Origin of the sequence: Marinobacter maritimus, assembly GCF_007671675.1 — a bacterium.
In the GTDB taxonomy this organism is placed as follows: domain Bacteria; phylum Pseudomonadota; class Gammaproteobacteria; order Pseudomonadales; family Oleiphilaceae; genus Marinobacter; species Marinobacter maritimus.
The window spans coordinates 642,206-661,020 of record NZ_VCGW01000001.1; the positions used below are offsets into that span (position 1 = coordinate 642,206).

The following is an 18,815-nucleotide window of genomic DNA, read 5'->3' on the forward strand; positions in this document are numbered from 1 at the left end:
GCACCCTAACGGGTTTCCGGCAGGGTGCGAATATGGATATCCCGTTGCGGGAAGGGGATGTTGATGCCGGCCTCTGCCATTGCTCTTGTGATGGACGCATGTATTTCATGGGATAGCGGCATGATGTCGGGCAGGTCTTTGACAAAAACCCAAACTTCGAAATTGATGCTGCCGCCCGCAAGGCCAACACAGAAAACCGCAGGTGCGGGATCGTCCACCACCCGAGCATTGTCATGTGCGACCTGGGTGAGCAGTTCCTGAACCTTGTCCACATCGGATCCGAAAGCGACGTTGGCATAGAGAATAACGCGGGTAATCGAATCCGACAGCGTCCAGTTGGTCAGATCCTGGGTTACGAAGGTTTTGTTGGGAATAATCTGTTCTTTCCTGTCCCAGTCCACCAGTGTGGTAGCACGGATGCGTATGCGGGAAACCGTGCCGGTTATGCCATCAATGGTCACCGTATCGCCTACCCGGATCGGGCGTTCAAACAGCAGGATGATGCCGGATACAAAGTTGGCGACGATTTCCTGCAAGCCAAAGCCAAGCCCCACCCCAAGGGCGGCAATCAGCCACTGGAGCTTGGACCACTGAACCCCGATCACGCCAAGACAGATAACCACTCCCAGAAGAACAAGAATGTAGGTGGTAATGGTTGTAATGGCATAACCTGTGCCCGGCTCCAGATTCATTCGGCTCAGCAGGGTCACCTCCATGGTTCCGGGGAGGTTTTTTGCTGCAAGAACAGTACCGGCGGCTACGAGCAGAGCGAGCAGCAAATCTGCAAGCGTGATGGGCAGTGGGTCGCCACCCTGCAGGTCAGTGGCAATGGTCCACAGAGTAATATCATTGAACAGTTGCAATGCCGGTATGACACTCGCCCACAGAAACAGCAGGCCGGTGATGGCAAGAGCAGAGACAATTATTCTCAGTAACGAAGAGCTCTGTTGGCTGATGTCCTTGAGATTCATCTCGGGCATGTCGAGGTTCTGAAGCACGCCTTCGCCGGACGTATCTGCTGACTCCCGGGCTTCCGCTGCCCTGCGCTCAGCAGCGCGTTGTTCTCGCAGACGCTCAAGGGTGAGTCTGCGCTCACGCACAGACAGCGCTCTCAAGCCTACATAGTAAATAAGTGTGTTAAAGGCCAACCAACAGATGGTAACGAACAGGTTGCGTTCAAGTTGCAGGGCCGTGTAGTGATAACCGATCAGCGACGCTGCGGCCAGGACAAGGGGGCCTGCTACCGCCGTCACATGAAGCAGCATTAAAAAATTACTGTCGAGTTTGCCAGCACGCACCGCCTCCATGATCCGGTGCGCGAACAAGGATAATACGATGGAAACCAGAGTAAAAAGCAGGCGGCCAAGGCTGTCATCAAATTGTGCGCCTTCAGGCGTCGAGTTTGTCGACGTGGTGATCACGGTCACCGGTACAACAAACGCCATCAGCACGGGCAATTTGCGACGGATAACCAGCAGGGTGTTGGTGTTCCAGTGAAAGTGGCTTTCTCCAAGCCCTTGTTTGCGGGCAACGTTACGCACAAAAGCGAGCAAAAACATGATAAAGGCGGCGGCCGTGAAGCCTTTTGAGAGCGCCGCGTAAAAAGCATTTCCTTCCATCAGCAACAAGGCCGCGAGAGAGAACAATAGTACGCCCGGTAGCGACAGCAGAATGCTGTTGATCAGTGCCTGCAATGTAAAAATGGTCCGGTCCTGCCCAACGTTTCCGATATGTTGGCTGTTGCCCCGAAGATTGTTCTTGATCGCTTTGCGCTTTATCAGCAAAACGATAAGGAATAGCGTGACAAGCCCCATGCGCGCGCCGCGTTCGTTTACAGAGCGGGTGAGGCTGTCACTCAGCACATCAATACTTAGTTGGGAGAAAAACCATCTGGCGGATTGGTAAAGCTCCCCTGCGGTTTTCATACTGACTGCGGCCGCGCTGGGGAGCCAGAACAGACGTTGCTGCAAAAGTTTCTGGTATTCCTGAACCTGATCCTGAAGGGTCGTCACAGTGCTGTAGTATTCATTGAGCACATCGATGTGCTCCGTCACGGCTTTGTGCAACCCACGCAGCAATTCTGCACGCTGGTTGCGCAGTTGGCCGCGGGCATCGTCACCCGGTTCTGCTATCGCTTCAAATTCCTCCAGCCTCAGCTGTTCTTCTCTTGCAGTAGAGAGCTTGTCCTCAATGCCCTCAATAAGCTCGCTGGCAATACTCTGTCTTTGCAGGCGCTCAAGCCTCTGTTTCAAAAGGTCGGCATAGCTGGCGGTCAGATTGAGCCCAGCTTTCTCAAGCCTCAGCTCAAAGCTTTTGTACTCATCCTGCAGGCGGGTCAGAATGGACTCGGCATAGGTCAACCTCTCCCGGCTTTCCCGAACCGCAGCCTGGCGTTGTTCGAGCGCCGCCTGCAGCGCACGAACCTGTTGCTGTATGTCGGCATTGATCGCATCGGGCAGTTTGATTTCCGGAGGCGTGTCTGTGTTTTCCTCCAATTCAGGTTGTACCGCCGGGCGTGCTTCCTCCGGTTGCTCGGGATCCTTCTCGCTGGTGTCTTCGGCCAAGGCAGCGAAGGTGGAAAAGCAGAGCAGAAGAACCCCGGCCAGCCATGTTGTTAAAAATGCATAACGGGTTGGGCGTTGCTTCATGTGTTTGCGTTCCTTGCCTGGTCGGTTGCAGCTGAGTGTTGATTCAAGGTTAGACTATTTCATCTGCGCATCAACGCAACCAGTTGTGGAGCTTGGTTGCCAGCAATTCGGTATCAGAAAGGTTTTTCCGTTCCTGAAGGATGTCGGCAAGCATCTCTGGGCGGTCCGTAATAATGTTATCCACACCCATGTCGATAAAGCGTGACATCTCATCCGGATGGTTAACGGTCCATACATGCAGCTCGTTTTCTGCCCTGTGGGCTCTTGCAATGGTTGCCGGCGTTACCCGGTTTGCACGCAGTGCCAGTATGTCGTAGTTATCTGTCCACAAAGGCCCCATCACAAACTGTGCGATCAGTGCTGTTTTCAGTCGAGGTTCCCGTCTTTTTGCCTCCTGAAGGGTCAGCCAGTCTGAGGCAGCAACGATTGTTCCATCTACGGCTTCCATGTGCTGGAGAAGCTCGACGACAGTTTGCGTCAGATGCGGTGTGTTGCGGTCAGGCTTCAGCTCGATAAAAAGCTTTGCCCGACCATTGGCAGTCTCCAGAGCCTGGGCCAGCGTTGCAATCCTGTCTTCCGAAAAATCGATGCTGAACCAACTCCCGGCATCAAGATCCCGGATGTCCTCATAGCGGACATCGCTGACTCGCTCTTTTAAACCAAAAATCCGGCTCATGTCTGCGTCGTGCCAAAGAACCGGTACACCGTCCGCCGTCAATTGCACATCGATTTCGACATAGTCTGCGCCACCCTCTATAGCTTGCTCGATGGAGCTAAGAGTATTCTCCGGTGCTGCCAGCGAACTGCCTCGGTGCGCTGTTATTGTGACATCTTCCCTTTGCTCAAGTGCACCAAACACCAGCCAGGCCTGGCTGAGTGCAAGTACGACCACGAACAGTTCGGCCGCCCAAGCTTTGAATCCGGCATGCTCTGGTATGGTGAGGCGTTCAGCGATGCGCTTAGCTGACACGACACCGCTTGCCCTTTGGTGCAGGCTGACAATGAATGCACCGTAAACCGAGGCGCCCAGAAACGTCACTGCAATGCCTATAAAAATATAGGCAGCGATAAACACAAGCACCACTGTCGCAAGCATGTCTTTATGAGCTTGCAGGGCAGCAAACATGCCTGTGGCGATCTGATCGAACGCGAACGCCACCAGAACAGGCAATAGCATCAGAGCTATCAGCCCGCAGAGCAGCAAACCGCTGGCTTGCCCTTTCTGCCCCCGGGTCAGCCGTGTGCTTTCCTTTAGCGCCTCAGTGGGCGAGCGGCTCTGTAACATCAGGCAAGGCACAGCCAATATCCAGCGCAAGTAGAGAAAACCGTTGCATAGAAGAATGCCAAGGCCTGAAAGCGTCGCACAGGCGATAAACCACCAGAGCTCGGGTGGCTTTTCAACTCGCAGCAGATAGGGGTCGTACAGGTTAAGTAGCCATGACCATGCCAGCCCGGTTATAGCAAGGAAGGGCAGGGCGATCATCAGATGTGTGAACACCTGAAGCAGGGTCAACTTTATCAGCGGCAGGAGGCTGCGGGTCGTTCCCCAGAGAGCGCGAAGTGCCGTCCGGTAGGGCTGACGATGTGGCGCTGCCGCAATGAGCGTGATGCCGGCCTGTTGCAGCACGAATGTCAGTGCCGCTAAATTAAGGCTGACCACCACCCAGAGGATGCCGCCAGGAGATATCAGGAACTCGATGATCCCACCCGTGCTGATGGCCCCTTCTCCCGTTACAGGGCGCAATGACGCCAGTGCCCATGAAAGCGTTGGCGTAATAACAGCCAGTGCGAGGCCGGAAAAAAACAGATAGAACGTCAGGAGCGCCCTGCGATGGAGCCGAAGAATGTTCAATGTGCTGGCTATCAACGTTCTCATAGATCAGGGATTTCAGAGGTCTGAATGCCGTTTGGTGTGTATCAGGTACTAATTAGTCGGTGTCAGCATGGTTGCGTTTTTAAACAGGGCCATGCGTTCTTCCAGCGAGAGAAAGGGCGGCTTGTCTGCTTCCCTGAAAGAGCCGAAGACCCGGTCAGGATTGAACATCCATGAAGTGCAACGAGTAAGCAGCTCTGTGCAAGCCAACAATTCTCCTTTTTCCCTGAGAAAGTACTTGAGCCCGGTATAGGTGTCTGCAAGGAGTATGTCTCTGGGCGTCTGATCGATTTGGACCAGCAGGCTGCGGCCAATCATATCGCCTGCGTATTCGCCACGACCGGTGGCGTCCAGGATGGTCAGAGGAATATCCAGTTGTGCGGTGATCGTGTTTGGGTCTGCATATCCCTGAAGGTCCTTCGGGTCTGGCGGGCGAACCGCGAGCATTCCCAGATTGCTGTTCAGTGGCAAGGTTTCATGGTCTGCTCGCACAAAGCCTCCCGACTCATCGGACGTCAGTATGACAAGGGTGTCGTCCAGTGTTCCGTTTGCTGCCAAGTCCTCAAGAAAGTGTCCGAGGGATTTCTCCATGACCTTCATGGCGTCGCGTCGAGCCTGCTGGGGCTGCAATAAAGGGACCTCAGTTGCAGCTTCCTCACTGTTCGACGCTGTTTTCTCCAGATCCTGCTCTGCCTTTTCGCCAATATCGAAAGGGTGATGGGTGCCGATGTTGAGAAGCGTAACAAACCAGGGTGAGTTGCTCCGGTCCAGTTCTTTCAGGCGCCGGGCAACATTGGGAAAGTACACCGGGTCGGCCGGGCCCCAGCCTTCTATGTCTTCGGCGTTATTGAACGCCTCCGCTCCCGTTACGTCCAGGAAGCCCGCTTTCGGCATGAACTCATCTTTTTGCATGTAGCTGGTTGGCGCTGCCTGCCAGTAAGCGGTGTGATAACCAGCATCGCGGAGCTTGGCGGGCAGGCAGTCTGGGGTGGCGCGTTCCTCAGCTACGTCGAGCAGTTTTCTGGAGACTCTACGGAAATCCGGATAGCGCCCACAGACAATTGAAAAAGTGCCGCGATCCGTTTGACGTTCCAGGCTGAGGTGGTTGCGGTACATCCGGAACCCCTGCGCTTTCAGTACGCTTTCCAGGCTGTCCAGTGTGATCAGTGGCTGCAGGTCGTGGTACTGGCTGACCTCCGGAAAGTAGCCGGCCGACAAGCCTTCAATCATGATAAGTAGTACATTTGGCGGCTTGTCTACGGAGTTGGCTTCAACGCGCTGGTAGAAGAAATTGGTTTCTTCCTCGTTGTTATCAGTGGGCGTTCCGGCAATCTCAACCGCTTCATCGCCAATTGCTGTACCCAGTGGGTTTATGGCGGTGGCAGGAACCTGAGCCAGTGTGCTTGCCACCACGTTGTTGGCCGGGGTGGTCAAGCTTGGGAATGACATGGCGTATACCGCCAGCATCGCTGCACCGGCGGCGAGCAGTCCGATGGATCCCCGTGGCGGGCTCGGAACCAGTGACCGGTGCAGTCGATGTAGCCCCCATGCGAGGAGCAGATAGAAGGGCAGCAGGGCAAGATGGACATTAAGCAGGCTGCCGCTTATAAAGGTAGGATCCATGCCCTTGCTCGCGAACGCCAGTTGAAACAAGGTGCCGTGTGCCGTCAGATGCATCCCGGCGACGTAGGCGGCAAAACCGAGCAATACGACCAGCGCCGCTCGCAGGGGGCCTCGCGTTATTGTCAGCAGTATGGCGAGAACAAACGCGCCGACCAAATCGCTCCCAATCATTCCGACCGTGCTTGGCCAGACGCCGCTTTGCAGGATCAGACCAGCACGGATCAGCAGAAGCCAGCCCCATGCGAGCAGAACGGTCAGTAAAAAACGGCGATCCCCGAGGGTCGCAGCGAGTCTCATGGCGATTGCAGTCCCGTGTACAGTGTCTTTATACAGTACGCGTTCGTGGATCGGGCATTCAACCGCTACACCCTATATGGAGGCCTCTGTGTCGCAGATTTAATCCATGGGAAAGGTTGCGTGCTGAGCTGTTACAGCGGAGCTTTTTTCAGCTCAGGCTCCAGCCCCGGATTCGCTTCCAGCCACCAAAGGTTCGTATCCCAGTCGCCGAGAACAATCCGTTTAGCGGTTTTGTTGTTCACTTTCAGGGCGTGCTCGGCGGGCCTGTGGGTGTGGCCATGGATAAGTCGTGGCACATCATGGGCTTCCATAACGCGCACGACTTCGTCTGGCGTCACATCCATTATGCCCTCGGCTTTGTCACGGTTTGTGGCCATGCTCATTTCCCGAAGCTGTCGGGCCATTTGCTGGCGGTCTTTGAGAGGTCGGGCAAGAATGAGCTTCTGAGTTTTCGGGTTGCGCATGTTGGCACGAAATTTCTGATATTCGACGTCGGCCGTACACAGGCTGTCACCGTGCATCAACAGGGTAGGGGTGCCGTACAGGTCAATAAGCGTGGGGTCGTCCAGCAATGTCGCACCTGCGCGGGCGCAAAAGTCTTCGCCCAGCAAAAAATCCCGGTTGCCGTGCATCAGAAAAATACGAGTGCCGTTGTCGCTCAAGGTGCGCAGCGCGGCTGCTACCTGCTCCTGCAACGGCGTGTGCTCATCGTCACCAATCCAGGCTTCAAAAAAATCACCCAGGATGTACAGTTGCTCTGCTCCCGGCGCTTTTTCCTTCAAAAAGCGGAGAAACGCCCCGGTTATGTCGGGGCGTGACTCTTCCAGATGGAGATCGGAAATAAACAGCGTGGTCACGCTGCGCCTCCGTCCTCTATAACGCTGGCTTTCTCGATTACCACGTCCTCGTGGGGGACGTCCTGGTGACCTGCGTCCATAGTGGTGCGTACAGCGCGTATGGCGTCGACGGTATCCATACCTTCTACTACCTTGCCGAATACACAGTAGCCCCAGCCTTCTGCATTCTTGGCGGTGTGATCCAGAAAGCCGTTGTTCTCAACGTTGATAAAGAACTGAGCGGAGGCGGAGTGAGGATCCATGGTGCGGGCCATGGCGACGGTGCCTTTCATGTTGCTCAGGCCGTTATCGGCTTCGTTCTTGATGGGCTCACGGGTCTTTCGTGCAGTCATGCCGGGCTCAAAGCCGCCGCCCTGAACCATGAAGTTGCTGATTACCCTGTGAAAAATCAGGCCGTCGTAGAAACCGTCGCGAACATATTGTTCAAAGTTTTTGGCGGTTTCAGGCGCCTTTTCGTAATCCAGTTCGAGCTTGATATCGCCGTGATTGGTTGTCAGCAGAATCATCAGGGTTTCCTGTTCGTTGGGTTTGAATCGGTTAAAGCCGGTATTGTACTCAAGAGTTTCCAGCGATGCATGAGTCCGGCACTGATTTATGAGTATAATAGCCGGTTTACGACCCACTTCTTTTAGCAGAGATTGTATGAGCGCCGAGTCGAAGAAAGCCCATAATTTTATTCAGAGCCTGATCGAAGACGCCGTATCCAAAGGCGAACATACCGGTCAGGTGGTGACCCGTTTCCCGCCTGAGCCCAATGGCTACCTGCACGTCGGCCATGCCAAATCCATCTGCCTCAATTTTGGTATCGCCGAGACATTTGACGGCGAATGTACTCTGCGGTTTGACGATACCAACCCGGAGAAGGAGAGCCAGGAGTATATCGACGCCATCAAGAAGGATGTGGAATGGCTGGGCTTCACATGGTCCGGAGAGGTGCGTTATGCCTCCGACTACTTTGATTCGATCTATGGCTTTGCTGAAGAGCTGATTGAGAAGGGCAAGGCCTATGTGTGTGCGTTATCTGCTGACGAAATGGCGGAATATCGTGGCAGCCTGAAAGAACCCGGCAGAAACAGCCCGTACCGCGATCGCCCGGCGGATGAAAGTCTCTCGCTTTTCCGTGACATGCGAGATGGTAAATTCAAAAATGGCGAGCTGGTGTTGCGGGCGAAAATAGATATGGCGTCCCCTAACATCAATATGCGAGACCCCATTCTCTACCGCATTCGTTACGCTGAGCATCACCAGACGGGCGATAAATGGTGCATCTATCCGATGTACGATTTCACTCACCCCATCTCCGATGCCATGGAGGGAATTACGCACTCGCTGTGCACTCTGGAGTTTGAAGACCACCGCCCCCTTTATGACTGGGTGCTGGAAAACATCAGTGCGCCCTGCCAGCCGCGGCAAATCGAGTTCGCCCGCCTGAACCTGAATTACACAATTACCAGCAAGCGCAAGCTCAAGCGCCTGGTGGATGAACACCTGGTAGATGGGTGGGACGACCCACGCATGCCCACCATTTCCGGTATGCGTCGCCGGGGCTACACTCCGGAATCCCTGCGCACGTTCTGCGATATGATCGGTGTGAACAAGGCCGGCGGTACTGTGGATATGGGCATGCTGGAGTTTGCCATCCGGGAAGACCTGAACACACGGTCGCCCCGTGCCATGTGTGTGATGCGCCCGTTAAAGGTGATATTGACCAATTACCCTGCGGACAAGACGGAAACCCTGGTGTTGCCGGTACACCCGCAGAACCCGGACATGGGGCAGCGTGAAGTTACCTGGAGTCAGACTCTTTATATCGACCGGGAAGACTTCGTTGAAGAGGCGCCGCGCAAGTGGAAGCGCCTGGCGCCGGAGCAGGCGGTCCGCCTGCGCGGCGGCTATGTGATGACCTGTAAGGAAGTTGTGCGGGATGCCAGCGGCGAGATCGTCGAGCTGCGTTGCGAATATGACCCGGCCACGCTGGGTGTGAACCCCGAGGGTTATAAGCCCAACGGCGTTATCCACTGGGTGTCCGAGAGCAACAGCGTGGACTGTGATATCAATCTGTACGATCGCCTGTTCAATCACGAATCACCGGACAGCGACAAGGAAGGCGACTTCGTCGATCACATTAATCCGCAATCGCTCGTGGTGCTCAAGGGCGCGCGGGTAGAGCAAAGCCTGGCAACGCCGCTGACGGACCTGCCATACCAGTTCGAGCGCGAAGGGTACTTCTTCTGTGATCAGGAGCTGACGGCCAAAGCCGGCAAGCCGGTATTCAATCGCACCGTTACCTTGCGGGATTCCTGGGGTAAATGAGGGGTAAGCATTAGGGAGACCAGCTGTGATCAGGATTTACAACACGCTCACCCAGCAAAAAGAAAACTTCACGCCCATCGAACCGGGAAAGGTTCGGATGTATGTGTGTGGGATGACGGTTTATGACTACTGCCACCTGGGCCATGCCCGGGTGCTGGTGGCCTTTGACGTGGTAACACGCTATCTGCGCGACCGCGGGTACGATGTGACCTATGTGCGCAACATAACCGATATTGATGACAAGATTCTCCGGCGGGCTGAGGAAAACGGGGAACCGTTTACCGATCTCACAGAGCGCATGATCGCCGCAATGCATGAGGATGAGGCCAGGCTTGGCGTGCTGCCACCCAGCGCAGAGCCCCGTGCAACGGATTACATCGCTGAGATCATTGCCATGATCACCACGCTTATTGAGTCTGATCATGCATATGCCGCCGATAACGGCGACGTGTATTTTTCCGTAGAGTCTTTCGAAGGCTATGGAAAACTCAGCAAGAAAAAGCTTGAAGACCTGCTTGCCGGCGCGCGCATAGACGTGCAGGAGGCCAAGCGCAGCCCAGCGGATTTTGCATTGTGGAAAGCCGCCGGCGAAGGCGAAGTGAGCTGGTCGTCGCCTTGGGGTGATGGTCGTCCCGGATGGCACATTGAGTGTTCCGCTATGTCGACCCGCTGCCTGGGTGATACCTTCGACATTCATGGTGGTGGGCCGGACCTGCTGTTCCCACACCATGAAAACGAAATTGCCCAGTCCGAATGCGCGACAGGGCACACCTTTGTAAATACCTGGATGCACGCGGGCGCGATTCGCGTGAACAAGGAAAAGATGTCCAAGTCTTTGGGCAATTTTTTCACCATCCGGGAAATTCTGGAAACCTATCCGCCCGAAGTGGTGCGTTTCTTCCTGGTTTCCAGCCACTATCGCAGCCAGGTCGATTATTCCGAAGATAACCTCTCTGAGGCGGGGCGATCGCTTGCAAGGCTCTATCATGCTCTGCGCGGCATCGTGCCGGAAAAGTCCGTCGACGTGTCTGAGACAGATCATGACCGGCGTTTTGTTGAACTGATGGACGATGACTTCAATTGCCCGGGCGCGATCTCGGTTCTGCACGCGCTGGCCAACGACATCAACCAGCACCGCCGCGAAGGCCGGGATGGTAGGGCAAAAGAGGCGGCGACTGTCATGGTCAGGCTAGGCGCTATTCTTGGTCTTTTGCAACAAGATCCGGATGCGTTTTTCCAGGCCGATTCCGGCAGCGAGCTGAGTGCAGAAGATATCGAAGCAAAAATTCAGGCTCGCGCTGATGCACGCAAAGCCAAAGACTTTGCTGGCGCTGACCGTATTCGTGATGAGCTGGCAGAACAGGGCGTTATTCTGGACGATTCCCGTGAGGGAACAAGCTGGCGGCGCAGCTAAGGTTGTTACCAAGGTCGTGTTGTATTCAGGGAAATGACCTTATAGGGAACTTCCCGTATAATGCGGCCTTCGATTTTTCGAGCCCGACCGCTGAGCGGCTTTCGGGACAGGGCTAACCCACTGAGGCTAAGAACGATGACAGAGCGCGTACAACTCGGCGGCATTCAGGTCGCAAAGAATTTGTATGACTTCGTGAACAACGAAGCAATCCCGGGCACCGGAATAGATGCCGAAAAATTCTGGGCGGAATTCGACAAGATCGTCAACGATCTGGCGCCGCGCAACCGGGAACTGCTCGCCAAGCGCGATGCAATTCAGGAAAAAATGGACAGCTGGAACCGCGACCACAAAGGTCAGAAGCTGGACATGGCCGCCTATAAATCTTTCCTCAAGGATATCGGCTACCTGGTAGATGAGCCGGCGGACTTCCGTATCTCCACGACCAACGTTGATCCCGAAGTCGCGACCATGGCAGGCCCGCAGCTTGTGGTGCCGATCATGAACGCCCGCTTCGCGCTGAACGCAGCGAATGCGCGCTGGGGCAGCCTGTACGATGCGCTCTACGGCACCGACGCCATCTCTGAAGAGAACGGCGCTGAAAAGGGCCGTGGTTACAACCCGGTGCGCGGCGCCAAGGTTATTGAATTTGCACGCAACCTGCTGGACAGCTCCGCGCCTTTGGCTGCGGGCAGTCACAAGGATGCAGCTCTGTATCAGGTTGCCGGAGGCAAGCTGGTCGTCAAGCTGCAGAGCGGCGAGGTTACCGGCCTGAAAGACGAATCGGGTTTTGTAGGTTACACCGGAGCTGCCGATGCACCTACCGGCATTCTGTTGGTCAAAAACGGCATGCACTTCGAGATCCAGATCGATGCCAGCCATCCGATCGGCAAGGACGACGGAGCCCATGTAAAAGACGTACTGATGGAATCTGCACTGACCACCATCATGGATTGCGAAGACTCAGTTGCCGCAGTAGATGCCGACGACAAGACACTGGCTTACAGCAACTGGCTGGGCCTGATGAAAGGCGACCTGGAAGAATCCTTCGAAAAAGGCGGCGAGCGTCTGACCCGCAAAATGAATGCGGATCGCGAATACACCGCAGCCGATGGCAGCGAGCTTAAGCTGAAAGGCCGTAGCCTGATGTTTATCCGTAACGTGGGTCATCTGATGACCAACCCGGCTGTTCTGCTGAAAGATGGTGCTGAAGTGCCTGAAGGCTTGATGGACGGCCTCCTTACCGGGCTGATTGCCATTCATGATCTCAAGGGTGCCAGTCGTTTTCAGAACAGCACTTCCGGCTCTGTGTATATCGTGAAGCCGAAAATGCACGGCCCCGAAGAAGTAGCGTTTACCAACGATTTCTTTGGTCGCGTTGAAGATGCTCTTGGTCTGCCGCGTTTTACCCTGAAAGTAGGCATTATGGACGAAGAGCGTCGCACTACGGTGAACCTGAAAGCCTGTATCCACGCCGCAAAAGATCGTGCTGTGTTCATCAATACCGGCTTCCTGGATCGCACCGGCGATGAGATGCACACGTCCATGGAACTTGGGCCGTTCATTCGCAAAGGCGAGATGAAGCAGGCTGCATGGATTGGCGCTTACGAGCAGTGGAACGTTGATATTGGTCTGGAAACCGGCTTCCGAGGCGTTGCCCAGATTGGCAAGGGCATGTGGGCCATGCCGGACCTGATGGCTGACATGCTTGTACAGAAAATCGGTCACCCGAAAGCGGGTGCCAATACAGCATGGGTCCCTTCGCCCACAGCAGCAACCCTGCATGCAACTCACTATCACCAGGTGTCTGTTGCGGATATCCAGAAAGATCTGGAAAGCCGCACCCGTGCCAACCTGGATGACATCCTCACTGTGCCGGTGATGGATGGGCCGTCGAAGTTGACAGCGGCCGAGATTCAACAGGAGCTGGATAACAACGCCCAGGGTATTCTCGGTTATGTGGTGCGGTGGATTGACAGCGGTGTTGGCTGCTCCAAGGTCCCGGATATCAATGATGTGGGCCTGATGGAAGACCGTGCTACGTTGCGAATATCATCACAGCATCTGACCAACTGGCTGTATCACGGTATTTGCACCGAGGCGCAGGTTGAAGAAACCATGAAGCGCATGGCGCAGGTTGTCGATAAGCAAAATGCCAATGACCCGACGTACCGGGCAATGGCGCCGAACTTTGCAGACAGCGTAGCGTTCCAGGCCGCCATGGATCTGGTTCTGAAAGGTCGCGAGCAGCCGAACGGCTACACAGAGCCGTTGCTGCACGCATATCGCCTGAAGGCGAAAGAGAAATTCGGCCAGTAATATCGGCTGAGACCATAAAAAAACCCGCTTCGGCGGGTTTTTTTATGGTTGCATTATACCCTGGTGTACGAATTGATTACTCGTTGTGCAGTTCGTTTGCCGCATACAAGGTGTTCTGCAAAAGGGTGGCAATCGTCATCGGGCCAACACCGCCCGGCACCGGCGTTATGTACGCAGCACGAGCTGATGCTTCATCAAAATCCACGTCGCCCTGCAGCTTGCCGTTCTCCATGCGATTGATACCCACATCAATCACGGTGGCGCCGGGTTTTACCCACTCGCCCTTGATCAGCCCGGGTTTGCCGACAGCGGCGATCAGAATGTCGGCTTCACGAACGTACTTTTCCAGATTCGGGGTGAAGCGATGACATACTGTGGTGGTTGCGCCTTTGAGCAGCAGTTCCATGATCATGGGGCGACCTACGATGTTGGATGCGCCCACAACCACGGCGTGCTGGCCTTTGTAGGGGGTGTTAATGCTATCCAGCAGGGTTATGACGCCCGCTGGTGTGCAGGGCCTGAGTGCAGGCTTACGCTGCACCAGGCGACCGATGTTGTATGGGTGAAAGCCATCGACATCCTTATCGGGACGAATTTTCAGCAAGATAGGGTCTGCGTCCAGATGCTTTGGTAGTGGAAGCTGCACCAGTATGCCATCGACGAGGGGGTTCTCGTTCAGCTCATCAATCAGTGCTTCAAGGGCCTGCTGTGAGGTATCTCCAGGCAGGTCATAGGAAAGCGAGAGAATGCCCGCGGCGTCGCAGGCCTTGCGCTTGTTGCCAACATATACCTCAGAGGCCGGGTCGTTCCCTACCAGCACAACGGCCAGACCGGGGGCTCTTAGTCCTTGGCTGGTGCGGGCTTCAACTCCTGAAGCGACCTGTTGTCGGACTGCGGCTGCAATTTCTTTTCCATTGATCAGTTTGGCGCTCATGGTTCGTCTTGTCGGTTGGGCATTGATAGAATAAAAGGGCAGTTATTGTCTCATGCTTGCCGCCCAACTCCAATTGGGGAGCCGGTCTATGTCGTTGGGTGGGGCAGAAAAATTTGGAGAGAAACAGCGGATTTTTCAGAGAATTTCACTTTCCCTGTTGACGGAAGCATTTGGCGACAGTAATATCCGCACCAACTTTGCTGATGCACATATTGTTCAGTTCAGACGGGGTATAGCGCAGTCTGGTAGCGCGCCTGCTTTGGGAGCAGGATGTCGGGAGTTCGAATCTCTCTACCCCGACCATTTTCTGGATGTTCAGGTGGGCGAACGGTCAAGCGCCCGTAGCTCAGCTGGATAGAGCATCGGCCTTCTAAGCCGAGGGTCGCAGGTTCGAGTCCTGCCGGGCGCGCCATTTCAGCCGTCGGCTTGACCGGTACCAGGCCACCGCAAGCGGCAAAGTTAAGCGTCTTAAGGTTATATACCGATGTGGTGGACGTAGCTCAGTTGGTAGAGCTCAGGATTGTGACTCCTGCGGTCGAGGGTTCGATCCCCTTCGTCCACCCCACTTTTCTTTGAGGCGTTTTCCACCCTGCTGAGTGATGTGACCTTTTCCAGGTTATCGTTTTGAGTTTTCAGCTTGTGTGGTGATTTTGAATTGACGATTTTTCTGCTCCGGTGGTGGAATTGGTAGACACGATAGGTTTAGGTCCTGTTGCCGCAAGGTGTGGGGGTTCAAGTCCCTCCCGGAGTACCATATTTGAAGGCTCTTGGAATTACGCCAAGGGCCTTTTTTAGTTCGAAAGAACAGAAGTGCCCCTTTGTTTTTCTCTTTTTGTCCCCAACTCTCCTGTGTAGTCGTCGCTGTAATCACTAATCGTGAAACTACCCGTGGCAGATGATTCTCTCGTCATGGTAAACCGTGATAAACTACCGGCTTTTAATTTTGGGTCCTTTCCGGGGAAGCTGCTCAGGAATGGACTTTTGGTTTTAATTTCATTCATATACCGAACCCGAAATTTGAGGATCTTCCATGCAAGTGTCTGTAGAAACGACCTCCAACATCGAGCGTCGCATGACGATTGGTGTGCCCGCCCAGGAAATTGAACAGGCGGTTCAGAAACGCCTGCAGGAAACTGCGCGTACTGTGCGCCTTAATGGTTTCCGCCCCGGCAAGGTGCCCATGAGCGTGGTCAAACGTCGGTTCGGTGATAGCGTGCGCCAGGAAATTGTCGGCGAGATCATGCGCGACAACTACATCAAGGCACTGCAGGAGCAGGATATTAACCCTGCGGGCTGGCCCAAGCTTGAGCCGAAAACCATGGAAGCCGGCAAAGACCTTGAGTTCGTCGCCGTTTTCGAAGTTATGCCAGAAATCGAGCTGGGTGATCTGAGCCAGGTTTCCATCGAAAAGCTGACTTCTGAAATTACCGACAAAGATATCGATACCATGATCGATAACCTGCGCCGTCAGCAGGCCACCATGAAGTCCGTCAAGCGCAAGTCCAAGAACAAGGACGTGTTGACGATTGATTTCAAGGGCTCTATCGATGGGGAAGAGTTTGAGGGCGGTGCCGCTGAAGGCCATAAGCTGACCCTGGGTTCGGATCAGATGATCCCTGGCTTCGAAAAAGCCATCGTTGGTGGTAAAGCCGGCGAGGAGCTTGAAATTGAAGTGACCTTCCCGGAGGACTACCACAACGAAGATCTCAAAGGTAAGCCGGCGAAGTTCGATATCAAGATTCACGAAGTCGAAGAGCCTCAGTTGCCTGAGCTGAATACTGAGTTCTTTGCCAAGTTTGGTATTGAAGCTGAAGACGAAGCTGCGTTTCGTGAAGAAGTGAAAAAGAACATGGAGCGCGAGCTCAAACAGGCTGTGTCTAACAAGGTCAAGAATGACGTTGTAGACGGTCTTCTGGAAACAACGCAGGTCGACATTCCCGCGTCACTGGCAGATCAGGAAATTGACCGCCTGAGGCAGGAAGCGGTTCAGCGCTTCGGTGGCCAAGTGGATTTCCAGCAGTTGCCAAAAGAAATCTTCCAGGAGCAGGCTGAGCGTCGTGTTAAAACCGGTCTGCTTTTCCAGGAAGTTGTGAAGGCGAATGATCTGAAAGTAGATCCGGCTAAAGTTGACGAAAAGATCCAGGAGATCGCGTCAACGTATGAACAGCCAGAAGAGGTTATTGCCCACTTCAGCGGCAATCCTGAGCAGAAGAACCAGATCGAGTCCAGCGTGTTGGAAGATCAGGTTGTTGACCATGTGCTTTCTCAGGCAAAGGTTACGGAAAAGAAGGTCAAGTACGAAGAAGCCATCCAGGCTGGGCAGCCCCAGCGCTGATCAGGCGGCGTGAAAGTGCCGGGGTCGGGTTAGTTTCCGGCCCCGCTGGCCGAACAGAGTTAGCAGCCGGCATGCCCGGCTGTTTTCATCTTGGCTTGCGGCTGGCAAAGTACAGGATGCAAGAATACCGAAGATGCCGTGGCTCGTCGCCACGTCCCATTTGTCCATAAGGAGTTCAGGCGCATCATGACGCAGAAACCAATCGATGGTCTCGCAATGGATGCCAGGTCAGCCCTGGTGCCGATGGTTATCGAGCAGACTGCCCGCGGGGAGCGCTCGTTCGACATTTATTCCCGTCTGCTTAAGGAGCGGGTGATCTTCATGGTTGGGCAAGTGGAAGATCACATGGCCAACCTGATCGTGGCGCAGCTTCTGTTCCTGGAATCCGAAAATCCGGATAAAGATATTCACTTGTATATTAATAGCCCCGGCGGTTCTGTGACTGCGGGTATGTCCATCTACGACACCATGCAGTTCATCAAGCCCGACGTTTCGACGTTGTGCGTAGGGCAAGCGGCCAGTATGGGCGCCTTCCTTTTGGCTGGTGGTGCTGCTGGCAAGCGGGCCTGCCTGCCTAACTCGCGCGTTATGATTCACCAGCCTCTGGGTGGTTATCAGGGGCAAGCAACGGATATTGAGATCCACACACGTGAGATTCTCAAGATCCGTCACACCCTGAACTCCATTCTGGCCCATCACACCGGCCAGGATCTGGAAACGATCTCGAAGGATACAGATCGTGACTATTTTATGGATCCGGACCAAGCTAAAGAGTACGGGCTGATTGACTCGATACTTGATAAGCGCGTACCGAATAAATAATACTGGTGGTAATAGCGTCACCCTTGGCCGGCGCACGGGTATCTGAAGCGCCGGCAAAACGAGATCAGAGGTATTTCAATGGCAGATGAAAGAAACGGCAGAGGCGACGATAACGGCAAGTTGCTTTACTGCTCGTTTTGCGGAAAGAGCCAGCATGAAGTCCGTAAGCTCATTGCAGGGCCCTCGGTGTTCATCTGCGACGAGTGCGTCGACCTGTGCAACGATATTATCCGTGAAGAGATTCAGGAAAATGCACAGGAGGAGCCGAGTGATCGCCTTCCGACGCCGGCTGAAATCCGCAATACGCTGGATGAGTATGTCATCGGTCAGGATCGCGCCAAGGTCGTACTCGCGGTCGCGGTCTACAACCACTATAAACGCCTCCGGTACGGTGAAGGCAAGGGCGATGTCGAGCTTGGCAAAAGTAATATTCTGCTGATTGGCCCGACGGGTAGCGGCAAGACGTTGCTTGCAGAGACTCTGGCGCGGATGCTCAATGTTCCCTTTACCATCGCGGACGCCACAACGCTCACTGAAGCGGGCTACGTGGGTGAGGATGTCGAGAATATCATCCAGAAGCTGCTGCAGAAGTGTGATTACGATGTCGACAAGGCTCAACGGGGCATCGTCTACATAGATGAGATCGACAAGATTTCACGCAAGTCGGACAACCCGTCGATTACTCGCGATGTGTCGGGTGAGGGTGTTCAGCAAGCCCTGTTGAAATTGATCGAGGGCACCGTTGCCTCCGTGCCCCCCCAAGGCGGACGCAAGCACCCGCAGCAGGAGTTTCTGCAGGTCGATACCGGCAACATGCTGTTCATCTGTGGCGGTGCATTTGCGGGCCTGGACAAGGTGATCCGCGATCGCACCGAAAAGAGCAGCATCGGCTTTTCAGCGGCCGTAGCTACCCGCGACGACTCCAAAAATACCGGAGATGTCATCAAGAACGTGGAAACGGAAGATCTGGTCAAGTACGGCCTGATCCCGGAGTTTGTTGGCCGCCTGCCAGTGGTTGCAACACTCAACGAGCTTGATGAAGATGCACTTGTGCAGATTCTCACGGAACCGAAAAACTCCCTGACGAAACAGTATCAGAAGTTGTTCGACATGGAAGGCGTGGAGTTGGATTTCCGGGACGAGGCGTTGCGTGCAGTTGCCAGTAAGGCTCTGGAACGTAAAACCGGTGCTCGTGGTCTACGTTCGATCATGGAAGCCACCCTGCTTGATACCATGTACCAGATTCCGTCGGAGCATGATATTTCCAAGGTTGTGATTGATGAAAGCGTTATTCTGGGCGACTCGGAACCGTTCAAAATATACGCAAACACGGATCACGCCAAAGCTGTTCCAGATGATTGATTAGTCTTTCACTGCTGGACG

Annotated in this window: 12 protein-coding genes and 4 tRNA genes; 10 read left to right on the plus strand and 6 right to left on the minus strand. The window is 54.6% G+C overall.

Annotation, left to right across the window (positions count from 1 at the left end; genetic code table 11):
• Positions 1-5 precede the first annotated feature (5 nt).
• The 5 genes from FFI90_RS02945 to FFI90_RS02965 form a co-directional block, all read right to left on the minus strand.
• On the minus strand, positions 6-2,648 hold the full coding sequence (locus FFI90_RS02945) for a mechanosensitive ion channel domain-containing protein (protein WP_144776375.1): 2,643 nt from the start codon (positions 2,646-2,648) through the stop codon (positions 6-8).
• A gap of 70 nt (positions 2,649-2,718) precedes the next feature.
• Complete coding sequence (locus FFI90_RS02950; RefSeq protein WP_144776377.1) at positions 2,719-4,524, minus strand: glycerophosphodiester phosphodiesterase family protein; 1,806 nt, start codon at positions 4,522-4,524, stop codon at positions 2,719-2,721.
• 48 nt (positions 4,525-4,572) lie between these two features.
• A complete protein-coding gene (locus FFI90_RS02955) occupies positions 4,573-6,441 on the minus strand; it encodes a sulfatase-like hydrolase/transferase (protein WP_144776379.1) in 1,869 nt (622 codons plus the stop codon).
• A gap of 131 nt (positions 6,442-6,572) precedes the next feature.
• Positions 6,573-7,298, minus strand: coding sequence for a UDP-2,3-diacylglucosamine diphosphatase (gene lpxH, locus FFI90_RS02960; protein ID WP_144776382.1), 726 nt, complete (start codon positions 7,296-7,298; stop codon positions 6,573-6,575).
• Positions 7,295-7,804 (minus strand): peptidylprolyl isomerase, encoded by a 510-nt coding sequence (locus tag FFI90_RS02965; RefSeq protein WP_144776384.1) that lies wholly within the window; start codon positions 7,802-7,804, stop codon positions 7,295-7,297. The genes lpxH and FFI90_RS02965 overlap by 4 nt, the downstream gene beginning before the upstream one ends.
• 136 nt (positions 7,805-7,940) lie before the next feature.
• Here FFI90_RS02965 and FFI90_RS02970 point away from each other — a divergent pair, with 136 nt between their 5' ends.
• The 3 genes from FFI90_RS02970 (at position 7,941) to FFI90_RS02980 (ending at position 13,341) form a co-directional block, all read left to right on the plus strand.
• The gene (locus FFI90_RS02970; RefSeq protein WP_144776386.1) at positions 7,941-9,611 is read left to right on the plus strand and encodes a glutamine--tRNA ligase/YqeY domain fusion protein; all 1,671 of its coding nucleotides are present in this window, start codon (positions 7,941-7,943) and stop codon (positions 9,609-9,611) included.
• A 25-nt stretch (positions 9,612-9,636) separates the two neighbouring features.
• A complete protein-coding gene (gene cysS, locus FFI90_RS02975; protein WP_144776389.1) occupies positions 9,637-11,025 on the plus strand; it encodes a cysteine--tRNA ligase in 1,389 nt (462 codons plus the stop codon).
• 135 nt (positions 11,026-11,160) lie between these two features.
• Positions 11,161-13,341, plus strand: a complete 2,181-nt coding sequence (locus FFI90_RS02980) for a malate synthase G (RefSeq protein WP_144776391.1) — start codon at positions 11,161-11,163, stop codon at positions 13,339-13,341.
• 76 nt (positions 13,342-13,417) lie between these two features.
• Here FFI90_RS02980 and folD read toward each other — a convergent pair whose 3' ends face one another.
• Positions 13,418-14,275: a bifunctional methylenetetrahydrofolate dehydrogenase/methenyltetrahydrofolate cyclohydrolase FolD gene (folD, locus tag FFI90_RS02985; RefSeq protein WP_144776393.1), complete on the minus strand. Its 858-nt coding sequence runs from the start codon at positions 14,273-14,275 to the stop codon at positions 13,418-13,420.
• 226 nt (positions 14,276-14,501) lie between these two features.
• Here folD and FFI90_RS02990 point away from each other — a divergent pair.
• From FFI90_RS02990 to clpX, 7 genes are all read left to right on the plus strand, one after another.
• A tRNA-Pro gene (locus FFI90_RS02990) sits at positions 14,502-14,578 on the plus strand.
• Positions 14,579-14,610: 32 nt separating this feature from the next.
• A tRNA-Arg gene (locus FFI90_RS02995) sits at positions 14,611-14,687 on the plus strand.
• Between the two features lie 77 nt (positions 14,688-14,764).
• Positions 14,765-14,840: transfer RNA gene (locus tag FFI90_RS03000), tRNA-His, on the plus strand.
• 104 nt (positions 14,841-14,944) lie between these two features.
• Positions 14,945-15,029: transfer RNA gene (locus FFI90_RS03005), tRNA-Leu, on the plus strand.
• A gap of 276 nt (positions 15,030-15,305) precedes the next feature.
• Positions 15,306-16,610, plus strand: coding sequence for a trigger factor (gene tig, locus FFI90_RS03010; protein ID WP_144776395.1), 1,305 nt, complete (start codon positions 15,306-15,308; stop codon positions 16,608-16,610).
• A gap of 186 nt (positions 16,611-16,796) precedes the next feature.
• Entirely contained in the window at positions 16,797-17,432 is a 636-nt protein-coding gene (clpP, locus tag FFI90_RS03015) for an ATP-dependent Clp endopeptidase proteolytic subunit ClpP (protein ID WP_144776397.1), read from the plus strand.
• A 78-nt stretch (positions 17,433-17,510) separates the two neighbouring features.
• Entirely contained in the window at positions 17,511-18,794 is a 1,284-nt protein-coding gene (clpX, locus tag FFI90_RS03020; RefSeq protein WP_144776399.1) for an ATP-dependent Clp protease ATP-binding subunit ClpX, read from the plus strand.
• Positions 18,795-18,815: the final 21 nt, after the last annotated feature.